This is a genomic window from Mesomycoplasma ovipneumoniae SC01 (genome assembly GCF_000218525.1).
GTDB lineage: Bacteria > Bacillota_I > Bacilli_A > Mycoplasmatales > Metamycoplasmataceae > Mesomycoplasma > Mesomycoplasma ovipneumoniae_A.
This window is the reverse complement of sequence record NZ_AFHO01000014.1, coordinates 1-14,947: the sequence shown is the minus strand read 5'-3', so window position 1 is coordinate 14,947 and position 14,947 is coordinate 1. Positions and strand designations below refer to the sequence as shown.

The window sequence follows — 14,947 nt, the reverse complement described above, 5'->3', positions numbered from 1 at the left end:
ATTATGAAAAATATTAAACGAAAAAATTTACTTATTGCCTCTTCGATTGTTTTTCTAAGCGCAGTTATTAGTGTTGGAATTGCCGTTCCAATTGGAAAAAATGCCTATTACAAAAATCAATCTGAACAACTTTTAAAATATTCTGACCAAAAATCAGAAGCAAAATCTTTTGTTCTTAATAGCCAAAATCAACAAGAAATTTTGCAATCCGTTAGCCAATTAAATTTAAAAGCCCAATTTGCTGATACTTTAACAGCAAAAAACGCAGTTGATCTATATTTTGATAAAACTTATAGTTTTGATCTAAACTCTTTAATTGATTTTAAACCTTTAGAAGATAAATTCCCTGGATTTAGTTTTAAATTGCTTGTTCCAAAAGATAAAAAAGATGTAAAAATTGAAAATAATACACTATCTAATTTAGCAATTAATGTCCAAAACCAGCAACAAAATATTAATTATAATGTTAAATTTGACCTAAAATTTAGCTCTCATGTTAAAAATTCTCAAATTGATCCTGATAATGTGAATGTTGTTCTTGAACTTGTTAATGATGAATTAATTAAGGACAAAACTGCAAGTGAAATTGCAATTTTGTTTAATTCTAAATTTATTCAAAACAAAAAATCTAGCTCAGATCAACAAGCATTATTAAAAACTATCGCTGAATTTGGAAGTGTTTCCTTTTTTAATAAGCAAACAAATGATTTGATTTTGCCTTTAGCTTTTGATTTAGAACCTAATTTAAAAGATAGCAAACTATTTTTTTCAAAAGTTGATGATGCTACAGGTCAAACAAATTTAGATCTTTCTTTAGTTGAAAAATATTCTAAAAAGAAATCTAAAATTGCTTTAGAATTTAAAAACTTATCAACCATTAACGAAAGTTATGCTTCTAAATTTGCCCAAATTTTCAAAGATAACTACATTTTTAACGATGAAATTGCTAAATTTTTAGCTTCTTCCAATTTAACTCCACTAGATTTAATTTCAAAACCTTTGCCTGATTCATCAAAAAACCAATCAATTTTCAAAGACCACCAACCATCTAGTCTTGATTTTTGATTTAAGCAACCTGAATCTCCAAGCCAAGTTGTTCCTGAAACAACGACTCCTGATTCTTCGACTTCTGAAGGTTCAAGTGCTGATTCTGGAGCTTCTGAAAGTTCAAATTCTGCAACTTCTGATGGCGCTGTTTCATCGCCAGCTGCCCCAACAGAACCTCAACCTATAAGTGTTTCAACTTTAACTGACAGCCCAAAAATCCCTCAGCAACAAATGGATTCATCATCTGAAGGTGACGGAGAAACTACTGGTAATTCTGGAAATTCAACACCATCAGCAACCCAACCTACAGAATCAACTAACCAAGATTCAACAGTAGAAAATCAAGAATCTAAAACCGAAGAAACTCCAAGTCAAGAAGTTCCAAAAGTTGAAACTCGTGAAGAAAAATTGAAAAAATCTTTTTCAGAAATTTTAAATAATTTCCAAATTTCTAAATTTAAAATTCAACCAGTAAAAATTGAACTTTCTAAAGAAGACCAAGAAGATCCGATTAAAAAACAGGCAATTCCGCTTAGATTAACTCTTAATGGAAATTTTGTATCAAGCGAATCTTTCCCTGGCGGTCTAAATTTTAATTCTAATAATGAATTAGAATATAGTTTCAATTTTAATTATGATATTAGCGATGAAGTCTATGGAGCTTATTTCCAAAATGCACTTGATGCTATTACAAAAACAAATCAAGATGGATCAAGTAGTCTAAAAATTGAAAATTTAGAGTTTAAAATCAAAGATACCCAACAAATATCAGTTTTTGCAAAAACCATTGACCAAACAATTGAACATATTAAAAATAAAAAAATTGAGCTTTCAAAAATTAAAGCAGAAACTAAACAACTTTTTGATCTACTTGACTTTGTAGCACAGACAAAACCACAAACTAACCCAGAACCAGCTAAAATTAGCGTATCTTCTTTAGCAACTGCAACTTCTTTCCAAGAAGCAGAAGGAAAAGAGACTGAACAAACAGAGAAAACAGAGACTGAAAAAGAAGCACAAAAACAACCAGCTCCTACCCCAAATCAAGCTCCTGGGCAACTACTTTCTGAACTTTTTGACAACCTACTTGCTTCTAATTTGCCAGATTCAAGTTCTATAATTCTTGATACAGGGTTTGAAAATGAAAAATTTGCTCTTTCTATTAGTATTTGACTTGGAGATGAAAAATTAAAGGAAATAAAAATTCCTATTGTCAATGTATTAAAAGATAATAAACCTTTTGAATTTTTAAAAGAAGAAACTAAACTACATTTCTTTATTGATGCTGAGTCATTAATTACAGAAAATAGTGGGCCAACTACTATCCCAACAGGTCAAACTTCAAGTCCAAACGAAAATCAAATTCCAATTAGTTCAATCAAGTCAATTGATTCCCAAAAACTTGAATTTAAGGACTATGATGATAAAAATAATCCCACCCAAGCCGGGCACAGATCTAAATTAAAACCTTATTTAGATCTATCACAAGGTGGAATTTTCCTTTCACATGATGGTCTTAAAGTTGATTTGTCTTCAAAAAAAGATGATATTAAAAATCCAACATTCGCTCTTGCCTTTAAATCTGCTCAAAATTTTTCAACTAGTCAATCACCTTTTTATTTAGTACAAGGTTGAAAAGAAGATAAATCTGGTTCAATTGCTTCTTACGGCGAAGAACAAAAAATTGACTTTGGTATCAAAATTAGACGTTACGATTATGAAAAAGACAAAATTAATAATTTAGAAGTCCAAATTGGTGATGAAACTGCAAGACCACCTAAAAAAGTAGAAAAAATCGATCACCATACAGCTTTAGTTGATACTGTAATTGAAAGACAAGAAAGTACCCGCTCTGCTATTAGAAATATTGTTGATAAAGTTAGTGAATCTAAAAATAAATTTACTCCTGGTGTTCCTGATTTTCTTGACAACAAACAAGCAACTTCATTTGTTGTCTTTCGACTATTAGATGCAGCCGAAACAACTAAAAAAGTAATGGAATTAACTCTTTATTCATCAATGAATAGCAATCCATATGAGCCTGTTTTTAGCGTGAAAAAAACTGTAGATCTTGATTCATCATTCAAATTTTCAGATATTAAGCATTATATTCTAGGTAAATTATCAACACAAGGATTTGGTTCTGGAACTAGCGGTGCTGTTCTTCTTAAATCAGCGGCAGTTTTTGAATCAGTTGAAAATGAAGACAAATCTAAATTAATTAATAAATTATTTATTGATAGATATTTTGGTCTTGATCAAAACTAAAAACTAATATAAATATTAGTTTAAATAAAAAAACATCCTACCGAGTTTCCTAGTTTGGTTAGATAATCTTTAAAAAGTGTCCGTTTTTGGGCACTTTTTAAACTTTTTTGGCAAAAAGTTAATTACCTACTTTCAAACACTGCCGAAAATCAATTTATGGATAAAATGACAAAAAATCATGAAAAAATACAACTACTATTTAAACTCAATGTAAATAGAAAACTCGTTTTTACTTACATTGAGCCTAAAAAAATATATGAAGTTTTGAAAGAACAATAATTAAGAGCCATAAATTTGTAGATTTCTAAACGGTTAAATTTAAGACATTCCATCATATTTAAAAATATAATGGATAATTCGCACAATCTGATTTTTTATGCAAAAAACATAATTAATTCCCCCTTAATTCTAATATCAAAAAAATTTATTCTTTTATTCTTAGTGTGAGTTGCATTATAACCTAAAATTTTGTTAGACCAAGCTTTTTTTTTTTTTTTTTGCAAAAGGCTAATTTTAAAATAATAAAAATTAAGATTTTAGCCTCAAAAAACATGGATTTGCCGATATTTTTGCATATTTTTGTTCACTAAAAAGTGAATTTTGCCATCAAACTGGGAAACTCGGGAAAAACTATTATAAACATTAGTTTAAACAAAAAAAACATCCTGAAAATGGATGTTTTTTTTGTTTTGCTTGCTTAATTAATTAAGTAATTATTTTTCTTTTTTTGGCAATTTTTCTTAAAATTAGGAAAATAACTACTGTAAAAATTGCTCAAAGCATATGACGGCGAAAACGGATTGATTCAATATTAATATTTTTACGGTAAACATGGCCAAAAATTGCTTCAATATTTGATAAACGCCGACGAAGTGATAGGTCATAAATAAGCATTAAAATAAAAAATCCGCCAGTTGAGACCATACTTATAATAAATTCAGTTGAAAATTGAATGTTTTTTTCTGGATAATATTTTAAAGTAATTCAATAAACTAAACCTAAAATTGCTGTTCCAAACAAACTAAAAGCACCTAGTCAAATTGCATTTACCTCTTTTTGATTCAATTTTTTAACTAATCAAGGAATCATTGGTGGCATTTCAAGTCTGTAAGAATTATTTCTGAGCTGTGATCGGAAATATTGAACTGATTTTTTAATTGCCCGATAGTCTAACAAGGTTTTTACAAATAAAAATATTATAATTGCGCCGATAATTCCGGGAATTATCAAAAGTGGTAAATATTTTTGCTCATAATTTCAACTTGGAATATACTCATAAACTCAAAGTAATGAAACAATTAGTATTGCTAAAAAAGCTAAGAATCAAAAAAGCGCCTTTAGTGGTAAAAAAAATAATTCTAGACCAAAAATTTTTCTTACCTCTTTTGAAATAAAAGCATTGGCCTCTTGTTGAAGAGTTTTTTGTTCCATTGCTTGATAATAATTCTCTTCAATTAAATGGTTTGAGTAACTTTGAGGACTTTTATGTTCAGGGCGATAATATTTTTTTTGCGCAAAATATTCATCTGAATCCTCAAAATCTTCTTGAGTATTAGGATGATTTTGCGCGTTTTTATAATACCTAGGCTCACGGTAGGCTGAATTTGTAAAACTAGGTCGTTTATGGTAATTGTTGTTATTAAAGTTCTGTCTTTTTTTCATAATTTCACAAAAGTAGGAAAAACAAGTATATTTTTCCTAAATTTTTCCCCTTTTGTAGAAATTATACACTATTTTTCGTTAATGTTAGTTTTTAAAATTGCTAAAAATGCTTCTTGAGGAACATCGACAACCCCAAATGACTTCATTCGTTTTTTTCCGGCTTTTTGTTTTTCTAAAAGTTTTTTTCTTCTTGTAACATCGCCACCATATAATTTGGCAGTAACATCTTTACGATAAGCCTTAATTGTCTCACGAGCAATAACTTTTGAGCCAATAACGGCCTGAACTGGCACTTCAAATGAATGTCTTGGAATTATTTCTTTTAATTTTTGTGTTAAATCACGTGCTTTTGGATAAGAAAAGTCTTTATGAACTATCATTGAAAGGGCATCAATTTTTTGACCATTAAGTAAAATATCTAACTTAACTAATTTTGAAGGTTGTAATCCAATTAGCTCATATTCAAAAGAAGCATATCCTTTTGAAAGAGATTTTAGCCGATCAAAAAAGTCAAAAATCACTTCAACTAACGGTAATTTATAAATTAAACGGCGACGAAAATCATCAATATATTCAAGATCAACGTAAATTCCGCGACGATCTTGACAAAGTCCCATAATTGCCCCTAAAAATTCATCGGGTAGAAAAATTTTAGCTAAAATAAAAGGTTCCCTAATTTCACTAATAAAATTAGGTTCAGGAAACAAACTTGGATTGGAAATTTTTTGAATTTCACCGTTAGTGCGAGTTATTTCAAATTCAACTGACGGAGCTGTTGCAATAATTCCGACATTAAATTCTCTTTCAAGCCGTTCTTGCAATATTTCCATGTGTAAAAGCCCTAAAAAGCCAATGCGAAAACCAAAACCAAGCGCTTTTGATGACTCTGGCTCATAAATTATTGACGAATCTGAAAGCGAAATTTTTTCAAGCGAGTCTTTTAAAAGATTATATTGTTGTGAATCAATAGGATAAAATCCTGTATACATCACCGGCACCATTTTTTTATAACCAGGAAGCGGTGAGTCGGCCGGATTTTCGACCAGAGTTATTGTATCGCCAACATTTACATCTTTTGCATTACGGATTGAGGCGGCAATTCAGCCAACTTCGCCGGCAACTAGTTCATTTTTTTTGACCTGATTTGGATTAGAAATTCCTAGCTCAATTACGGAAAATTTTAAATTATTTGCCATAAATTTAAAAGTATTTCCGACACTAATTTTTCCAGTTACAACACGAACAAAAATTACAACACCGCGATAAATATCAAAATAAGAATCAAAAACCAAAGCTTTTAAAGGATCTTTTTCGCTTGAATATTTAGGAGGTGGGATATATTTTACAATTGCCTCAAGAACATTTTCAATCCCAATGCCGTTTTTTGCCGAAATGAGAATTGCATTTTGAGCTGAAATTCCAATTGTTGACTCAATTTCTTGCTTAACTTTTTCAACATTTGCCGAAGGCAAGTCAATTTTATTGATAATTGGAATTATTTCTAAATTGTTTTCAAGCGCTAAATAAACGTTTGCTAAAGTTTGGGCTTGAATTCCTTGACTTGCATCAACTAAAAGCAGTGCACCTTCGGTTGCAACAAGTGATCGAGAAACTTCATAAGTAAAATCGACATGTCCTGGAGTGTCAATTAGGTGAAAGATATAAGAATTATAACGAATTTGAACAGCATTTAGTTTGATTGTGATTCCTCGTTCTTTTTCAAGGTCCATCGAATCAAGATGCTGATCTTTTAATTCACGCTTTGAAACTGTGTTTGTAAACTCAAGAATTCGGTCGGCTAGTGTGGATTTTCCATGATCAATATGGGCAATTATTGCAAAATTGCGAATTTTTGTATTTTCCATTTAGTTTCGCGAAATGACTTCCTGGATATTATTCCCACTTCCAGCAAATTGAAAAACAATAAAAATAATTATTAAAATTAGACCAACAACCGCAAAAAAAAGAAGTAAAAATAAGGCTATTCTTTTACCGTATCTAATTTCTTTTAGTTTTTGTAAAACAACATTGCCATATATTACTTGATTTGCAGTTTTATACTTAACATTACCTTTTTTTTGTTTTTTTTTGAACATTTACAACCTTTTTAGGCAATATAATCTTTTAAAACTTTTGAAGGTTTAAATCTTATTGTTGTTTTAGCTTCGACTGTAATCTGGCTTTTAGTGAGCGGATTAAAAGATGAAGAGGCAGGCTTAAAAACTCCTTGGAATGTTCCAAAAGAATTTATCACTAATTTCCCTTGTTTTTTTACAACATCAGCTGTTATTCCAAAAAATTGATTTAAAACAAGCTCAACATTTTTCACAGGCAAATTTGTTTCGTTAGCTATTTGTTCAATTAGTTCTTTTTTGTTCATTTTTTTGTGCTCCATTCTTATTAAATCGCTTTAATTTTAACTTATTTTACCACTTTTTTTTATATTTTTATAAATAATTTTTATTGGACAGCCAAAAAAATCAAAATATTTTCGAATTTGGTTATCAATATAGCGCTGATATGAAAAATGAACCAAATTTTTGTCAGTTACAAAAAACACAAAACTCGGAATTTTAGCGCTAATTTGACTAATAAAATTGAAAAATACCTTTTTCCCATTGACATTTGGATGGGGTTGAATTAGTTGAATTTCCATTAAAAATTGATTTAAGTGGTTTGTTGGTATTTTTTTTGATAATTTTTTTTTAGTTTCTAAAATTTGTTCAGCAAGTTTGTGAATTTTTTCACCGGTTTTTGCTGAAATGAAAATTACTGGGGCTCAATCGAGAAATTTAAATTTTTCACGTACTTTTTTAACATATTGCTGTTGAGTTAAAGTATTTTTCTCGATCAAGTCTCATTTATTAATAACTATTATAATCGGTTTGTTTCTTTCTCAAGCATATCCGGCAATTCGGAGGTCAAAATGATGAAGATCTTGAGTAGCATCAATTAAAATTAAACTAAGATCAGCATCATCAAGAGACCGAAAAGCACGTAAAAGTGCATAAAAATCAACAGATTCTACTAGTTTAGATTTTTTTTTGATTCCAGCAGTGTCAATTATTTCAAAAGTTTCGCCTTCTATTTTTCAGAGTCCCGAAATCGAATCACGCGTGGTTCCGGGAATGTCAGAAATTATTGAACGATTTTGGCCTAAAATTCGATTTAAAAGGCTAGACTTACCAGCATTAGGTCTACCAATGATTGCTAATTTAAAAAAAGATTGCTGGTTTTTGGCAGTTTTTTCAAAATTACTAACTAAAAAATCAAGAAGATCACCAACACCTTGGCCATGTAGAGCTGAAATTCCAAAAATTTTTTCAAATCCAAGTTCATAAATACTTGGATCAAAATTTTTGGAATTATCAAGTTTATTTGCCACTAAAATTATCTTTTTTTGCGATTTTCGCAATAAATTCAGGACAAAATGATCTTCAGAATCAATTCCCGCTGTTCCGTCAAGAACTCAAATTAAAATCTGTGCCTCTTCAATTGCGATTTGGAGTTGAATTCTGATTAGTTCTTGAAAATTTTTAGTTTCAATTTGAATTCCACCTGTGTCAATTAGGGTAAAATCCTTGCTATTTCAGCGCGCATTTTCGTAAATTCGGTCTCTTGTAACACCAGGGGTTGGATCAGTAATTGAAATTTTTTTTCCAACTATTCGATTAAAAAGTGTTGATTTTCCGACATTTGCTTTGCCAACAAGGGCGACTAAATTTTTCATAATAAAATAAAAAAAGAAATTAATTTTCCATTTGCGAAATTTTTCTTAGGACTAATTTTGAAATTTGCTCGACAATTTCATCTTGATTAAAATTGGTTGTGTCAATAAAAACTGAATCAATAGTTTTTTTTAGTGGATTTATTTTCCGTGACATATCAAGATAATCGCGGCGCTCAATTGATTTTAGAACTTCAGGAAAATTTGTTTCCAAATTTAAACAAGCATTTTGCTTTAAGCGCCTTTTTGCGCGCGTTTGGGCATCGCCTCATAGAAAAATTTTTAAATCAGCATCTGGCATAATATTATAAGTTGTATCGCGACCCTCAACGACAAGTCCTTTGTTATTTCTTTGAAAATCGTGTAAAAGTTGGGTAATATCAGCGCGAATTTTGCCATACTGAGCAATTATTGCCGCATTTTTTGAAATTAAATCATCACGTAGCAATTCAGTTACATTTTGATTTTCAAGCCAAACATCACCGTTTGCATCAAGTAACAAAAAATTAGGATCTCATTTTTTTGTTACTTGACTTTCTTTTTCAGCATTAATTTTGTGATTTTGGCAAAATAAGGCAACTGCACGATAAAGTGCACCTGTATTTATAAATAAATAATCAAATTTGAGTGCTATTTGTTTGGCAATACTAGATTTTCCAACCCCTGAAGGTCCGTCAATTGCAATATTTATTTTTTTAAAAGACATATAAAATTGATTCCCTAAACAATTTATTTGAAATTATAAATTGTTTTTTAAATTATTGAAACTCTTTTAGCCATTTTGCTTTGACTTTGTCTTTTATTTGGCTAAAAACTTGGTTGAGTTCGTTTTTTTGTCGACTGCTAAATTCAGGAACATAAAAAACTAATTTTACCCGTAAATCCCCGATTATTCTTTGATTTTGGGGATCAGGCGCACCTGCACGGGCGAGAATTACAGTTTGGCCTGACTTATAATGACTATAAAGTTGCAAACTTTTCATTCCAGTTGGACTTGGAACCTCAACTTTATTTTCATTAATAATATCAATTATCGAAACTGGCATCTCAACATGAATGTCATTTCCTGATCTTGAAAAGTATTTGTGCGCGCGAACATTAATTTCAATATTAAGATCGCCAGACGGTCCGCCTTTATGACCAGGGCCACCAAATCCGGCAACCCGAATGAACATTCCGTCTCTAATTCCGGCAGGAATTGAAATTTCAATTTCTTCTTTGGTTTCAATTATTGTTTTTCCACGGCACTTTTTGCAACTTTTTGTAACAGTTTTTCCACTACCTGAACACACCGAGCAAGTTGTTTGGTTTTGCATACGACCAAATCCAGGAATGTTAATGACTTCGGTTTGAACTCCTTGTCCATGACAGTTTGAACAAGTTTTTATGTCTGAATCAGAATTTGCGCCTGTTCCTTTACACTGGTCACACTGGGAATATTTAGTAAGTTTTTGGCTAACTTTTGTCCCTAAAATTGACTCAATAAAGCTAATATAAATTCGGGCAGTTAAATTTTCGCCTCTTAAAGGGCCGCTATATTTTTGGCTTCGTCGCGAAGAGCCAAAACCAAAACCGGAAGTAAAACTTGAAAAAATATCAGCAAAATCAAAACCTGAAAATCCAGAAAAACCACCCCCGCCGCCTTGTTGATCAAATGCTGAATGGCCATAACGGTCATACTGACTTCTTTTTGAATCATCAGAAAGAATTTCGTATGCTTCTTGAATTTCTTTGAATTTTTCTTCAGCCTGTTTTTGTTCCTCAGCAGATTTTTTTGTGTTTTTATCAGGGTGGTAAATATTAACTAAGTTTCGATAGGCTTTTTTAATATCGGATAATGTTGCGTTTTTGTCAATTCCTAAAGTTTTATAGTAATCTTGTTTTGCCATAAAATTGACATTTCCTTTTTTTTAAATTTAAAAACTTTTTTATTATTTTGGGAAAAATAATAAAAATTTAAGACTTTTTAAAGCAAAATTCTTAAATAATAATATAAAAAAGACACACTGCCAAAAAGCAAGTGTGTTTTTTATAAATTTTAGGTTTTAGTTTTGTTTGATTTCAGCATCAATTGTGTTTGAATCTTGAGAATCAGTTTCACTTGCACTGTTAGCTTGTTGAGCGCTTGCTTGGGCAAAAGCTTGGGCTGCTTGCTCAATTTGGTCTAATTTTGTTTTTAGTTCGTCAATTTTTTCTTCTTTTACAAGATCTTTGAGTTCTTGGATTTGTTTTTCAAGAAGTTCTTTTTGTTTTGGATCAATTTTTTCACCTTGATCAGTTATTGATTTTTCAAGTTGATTAATAAGACCTTCGGCACGAACTGTTGTTTCAATTTTATCTTTTTTGATTGCATCAGCTTCACGATTTTCTTCGGCTTCTTGAATCATTCTATTAATTTCTTCTTCAGATAAAGTTGAAGTATTTTTAATTGTAATTGTTTGTTCTTTTCCAGTTTTTTTATCTTTTGCTGAAACAGTTGTAATTCCGTTAACATCAATTGAAAAACTAACTTCAATTTGTGGAAGACCACGAGGTGCAGGCTCGATTCCTGAAAGATTAAAGCGTCCTAACATTTTATTGTCAGCAGCAAGTTGTCTTTCACCTTGAACTACAGAAATGGTAACTTCGGTTTGATTGTCCTCAGCTGTTGAGAAAATTTGTGATTTTGTTACCGGAATTGTTGTATTTCTTGGAATTAACGGGGTTGAAACTCCACCTAAGGTTTCAATTCCTAAAGTTAAAGGAGTAACATCTAATAATAAAACATCACTAATGTCACCAGCAAGAACTCCACCTTGAATTGCAGCACCAATTGCCACAACTTCATCAGGATTTATTGAACGATTTGGCTTTTTATTTAAAGTGTGTTCAATCATTGTCTGAACAGCTGGCATACGTGTTGATCCACCAACAAGAAGAACTTCATCAAGCTCACTTGCTTCAATTTTAGCTTGTTTTAAGGCGTCAACAATTGGTTTTCTTGTTCGGTCAATTAGATGGGCTGTCATTTTTTCAAATTCTGATCTTTTTAGTTCAAGCTCAACGTTAATTGGACCATTTTTTCCTAGACCTAAAAATGGTAAGGAAATTGTTGAAACACTTTGATTTGATAGGTTAATTTTGGTTTTTTCAGCTTCTTCTTTTAGACGAGTAAGTGCCATTTTGTCACTTTTTGCATCAAAATCGTACTCTTCTTTAATTCTTTTAATCATTCAGTCAACAATTTGATTATCTCAGTCATCACCACCTAAATGGTTATCGCCACTTGTTGATAAAACTTCAAAAGTTCCGTTAGATAATTCAAGCACTGAAACGTCAAAAGTTCCACCACCTAAGTCATAAACAAGCACTTTCATTTCTTTTTCTGTTTTATCAAGACCAAATGCAAGTGCAGCGGCTGTTGGCTCGTTAATTATTCTTGCAACTTCTAATCCTGCAATTTTTCCGGCATTTTTTGTTGCTTCACGTTGAGCATTATCAAAATAAGCAGGAACTGTGATAACAGCTTTTGAAACTTTGTGGCCAATCTTTTTTTCAGCATATTCCTTTAAATATGCAAGAATTTTTGCTGAAATTTCTTCAGGTTTGTAGTCTCTATCGTTAGCACGAACGGTTTTATCGCTACCCATTAATCTTTTAATAGATGCAATTGCTTCAGGGTTTGTTTCTAATTGACGTTTTGCCGCGTCGCCAACAATTTCCTCACCGTTTTTAAAGGCAACAACAGAAGGAGTTGTTCTTTTTCCGTTTGGATTTTCGAGAACAATTGGTTTTTGATTTTCGATAATTGAAACAACTGAGTTTGTTGTTCCTAGGTCAATACCTAAAATTATTTCTTTTGCCATATTATGTTTTCCTTTCATTTAAAAAAATAATAAATAAAAATTTGTCTTTTCTTTTATGACAACAAATAGTATATCATATTTTTTGGCACTCACAAGCAAAAAGTGCCATTTTTTTTAAAAAAAATTAAAAAGACTATAAATTCAAGGGTTTTTTGAACTTAAATTAAAAATTTTTAAAGTTCTTTTAGTTGAGTTTCGATGTTTTTCTCAACTTTTTTCATCGCTTTTATTTTATAAATTCCAATGAAAAAAGAAACTAAAAAAACTATTGCAATTACAGCCGAAAGTAATGCGATCGCAAGCCAAGTTGCCTCGACAAATTCGGTCCGAAACCCTTCTTCGCTGTTAACTTGAACTATATAATAAGTTAACAAACCTATAAAAACAAGAAAAAAGGCCAAAAAAAGCGCTAAAAAAATTTTGCTAACTTTTTTGATTTGTTTTATTTTAGGTTCTGCCGTTCTTTTGTAGGATTCAAAATCCATATTCTTCCTCCCAACTAATCCAATAGTTTAAATTATAATTATATCAAATTTTTACTAAATCATAACAGTATTTGAAAAATTAATTATAATTTTATTATTAGAGGATCTTTATGGAAAATTTTGACCAACTAATTAAGAGTACAAATTTGCCTAAAAAAACAGGTGTTTATCGTTTTTACGATGAAAATAATTCACTTTTATATGTTGGAAAAGCAAAAAATTTGCACTCAAGAGTCAATCAATATGCAAAAGGGGCAACAAATTCTTATAAAACTTTTTTGTTAATACAAAAAATTAGAAAAATTGAATACGATATTGTTGCTAACGAAAAAGAGGCGCTAATCCTTGAAAAAGAATATATTAGCAAATATCAGCCAATTTATAATATCAAACTAAAAGATGACTCTGGATATCCTTATATAAAATTAGAATTAACTAAAAAATTAAAAATTTCCCTTGTCTACAAAGTTCCTAGAACAAAAAATGATCCAAATGTCTTTTATTATGGACCTTTTCCAAGTAAAAAATACGCTTTTGCCTTAAAAAAATTTCTTGAAAGCGAAACCTTATATGAAAAAGGTGAAAAATCGTCTAATCAAAATACAGAATTTTTTCGACAAAAGTTCCTTTTTTGCAAAAATTTGCTGCAAAAAAGGAACGAAATCGCACTTCTTGAGGAAAAATTAGAAGCTGCTAAACAAAATCATCACTATGAATTGGCAAAAGAATATTTTGCCGCTATTAATGGACTTAAAAATGCAAGAAGTCAAGAGCAAAATATCGACCTAAATAACGCAGAAAATCTGGATTTTCTTTACTTTTCTAGTCCTGAATCTAACTTTTTGGTTGTCAGTTTTGCCTTTTATCGAAACGGTATTTTTTTATCAAACAAGCATTTTCATCTCGAAATTGTTCTAAATACTTATGAAACTTTAGTTAATTTTCTAAATTCGTACTATAAAAATAATATTTCTCCTGATAAATTGATAGTTGATTTTAGCTTTGATAAATATTTTGATTTTTTTGACAGCAAAATCAAGCTAAAAATTGCAAAAAACAAACAGCATAGACAAATTTTGGACAATTTAAAAGAAAATCACTTTGATTTTATCGCTAGCAAAGTTCAAAATCAAAATAAAGTCCAAAATTTTGAAATTTTGGAATTAATTAAGCAAAACCTTAAAATAAAAAGCGCCAACAAAATAATGGCTATTGACAATTCTTTTTTAACATTTGTGCAAAATGTTGAAAAAACTACACAAAAAACAGAAAAACTTTTCCCAACAACAGGAATTATTTTCTACATTGATGGATCATATGAGCCTAGTTATAGTCGTTTTTTTAATTTTTCTGGGTCTAAAAAGGGCGACACGAACTATATGAGGCAAGGGTTTGAAAAGTATTTTAAAATTAAAAACTCCCTTAAACCCGATCTAATTTTGGTTGACGGCGCAAGTAATCAAGTAAACGTGATTGCAAGTGTTTTAGAAAACATTAAAATTCAAGCCCCTATTTTCGGACTTGTTAAAAATAAAAAGCACAAAACTAGCCATATAATTGACCAAAAAGGAAAAATTGTAAAACTTGATGAAAAAGTATTTAATTTTTTTCAAAATGTACAAGAAAAAGTTGATATGTTTGTAAAATCAAAAATGACAAAAAATAAACTAAAAAGTCTCTTTCATGAATAAAATAAATTTAAAATTTTTTGAAATTAAAAAATTTTAAATTTATGACTTTTTGCTTTTAAGTTTGTCTTGAGTTTCCCAGATGATGGCAAAAATTAACTTTTTGTTGAATATAAACATGCAAAAATACCCGTAAATCCGTGTTTTTTGACATTAAAATCTTAATTTTCCTGAGTTTCCCAGTTTGATAAGGTAATTTCAAAAAAGCATCCGGTTTTAGGCAAT

General features: G+C 30.3%; 11 protein-coding genes. 2 read left to right on the top strand and 9 right to left on the bottom strand.

Annotated elements, in window-relative coordinates:
- Positions 1 to 3: 3 nt before the first annotated feature.
- Complete coding sequence (locus MOSC01_RS0103065; protein WP_010321328.1) at positions 4 to 3,315, top strand: P110/LppT family adhesin N-terminal domain; 3,312 nt, start codon at positions 4 to 6, stop codon at positions 3,313 to 3,315.
- Between the two features lie 705 nt (positions 3,316 to 4,020).
- Here MOSC01_RS0103065 and MOSC01_RS0103050 read toward each other — a convergent pair.
- From MOSC01_RS0103050 to MOSC01_RS0103010, 9 genes are all read right to left on the bottom strand, one after another.
- Entirely contained in the window at positions 4,021 to 4,977 is a 957-nt protein-coding gene (locus MOSC01_RS0103050; protein WP_010321327.1) for an MSC_0882 family membrane protein, read from the bottom strand.
- Between the two features lie 68 nt (positions 4,978 to 5,045).
- Positions 5,046 to 6,842: a translation elongation factor 4 gene (gene lepA, locus MOSC01_RS0103045; RefSeq protein ID WP_010321326.1), complete on the bottom strand. Its 1,797-nt coding sequence runs from the start codon at positions 6,840 to 6,842 to the stop codon at positions 5,046 to 5,048.
- Positions 6,843 to 7,073 (bottom strand): hypothetical protein, encoded by a 231-nt coding sequence (locus tag MOSC01_RS0103040; RefSeq protein WP_010321325.1) that lies wholly within the window; start codon positions 7,071 to 7,073, stop codon positions 6,843 to 6,845.
- A gap of 11 nt (positions 7,074 to 7,084) precedes the next feature.
- Positions 7,085 to 7,357: an HU family DNA-binding protein gene (locus MOSC01_RS0103035; RefSeq protein ID WP_010321324.1), complete on the bottom strand. Its 273-nt coding sequence runs from the start codon at positions 7,355 to 7,357 to the stop codon at positions 7,085 to 7,087.
- A 36-nt stretch (positions 7,358 to 7,393) separates the two neighbouring features.
- The gene (gene der, locus MOSC01_RS0103030) at positions 7,394 to 8,707 is read right to left on the bottom strand and encodes a ribosome biogenesis GTPase Der (RefSeq protein ID WP_010321323.1); all 1,314 of its coding nucleotides are present in this window, start codon (positions 8,705 to 8,707) and stop codon (positions 7,394 to 7,396) included.
- A 19-nt stretch (positions 8,708 to 8,726) separates the two neighbouring features.
- Positions 8,727 to 9,410, bottom strand: a complete 684-nt coding sequence (gene cmk / locus MOSC01_RS0103025; RefSeq protein ID WP_010321322.1) for a (d)CMP kinase — start codon at positions 9,408 to 9,410, stop codon at positions 8,727 to 8,729.
- A 52-nt stretch (positions 9,411 to 9,462) separates the two neighbouring features.
- Positions 9,463 to 10,593 (bottom strand): DnaJ C-terminal domain-containing protein, encoded by a 1,131-nt coding sequence (locus tag MOSC01_RS0103020; protein WP_010321321.1) that lies wholly within the window; start codon positions 10,591 to 10,593, stop codon positions 9,463 to 9,465.
- Positions 10,594 to 10,749: 156 nt separating this feature from the next.
- Positions 10,750 to 12,549, bottom strand: coding sequence for a molecular chaperone DnaK (gene dnaK / locus MOSC01_RS0103015; protein ID WP_010321320.1), 1,800 nt, complete (start codon positions 12,547 to 12,549; stop codon positions 10,750 to 10,752).
- 173 nt (positions 12,550 to 12,722) lie between these two features.
- Complete coding sequence (locus tag MOSC01_RS0103010; protein ID WP_010321319.1) at positions 12,723 to 13,034, bottom strand: hypothetical protein; 312 nt, start codon at positions 13,032 to 13,034, stop codon at positions 12,723 to 12,725.
- 110 nt (positions 13,035 to 13,144) lie between these two features.
- On the opposite strand from MOSC01_RS0103010, the gene MOSC01_RS0103005 reads away from it, so the two are divergent.
- The gene (locus MOSC01_RS0103005; protein ID WP_010321318.1) at positions 13,145 to 14,725 is read left to right on the top strand and encodes a GIY-YIG nuclease family protein; all 1,581 of its coding nucleotides are present in this window, start codon (positions 13,145 to 13,147) and stop codon (positions 14,723 to 14,725) included.
- The last annotated feature ends 222 nt before the right edge of the window (positions 14,726 to 14,947 follow it).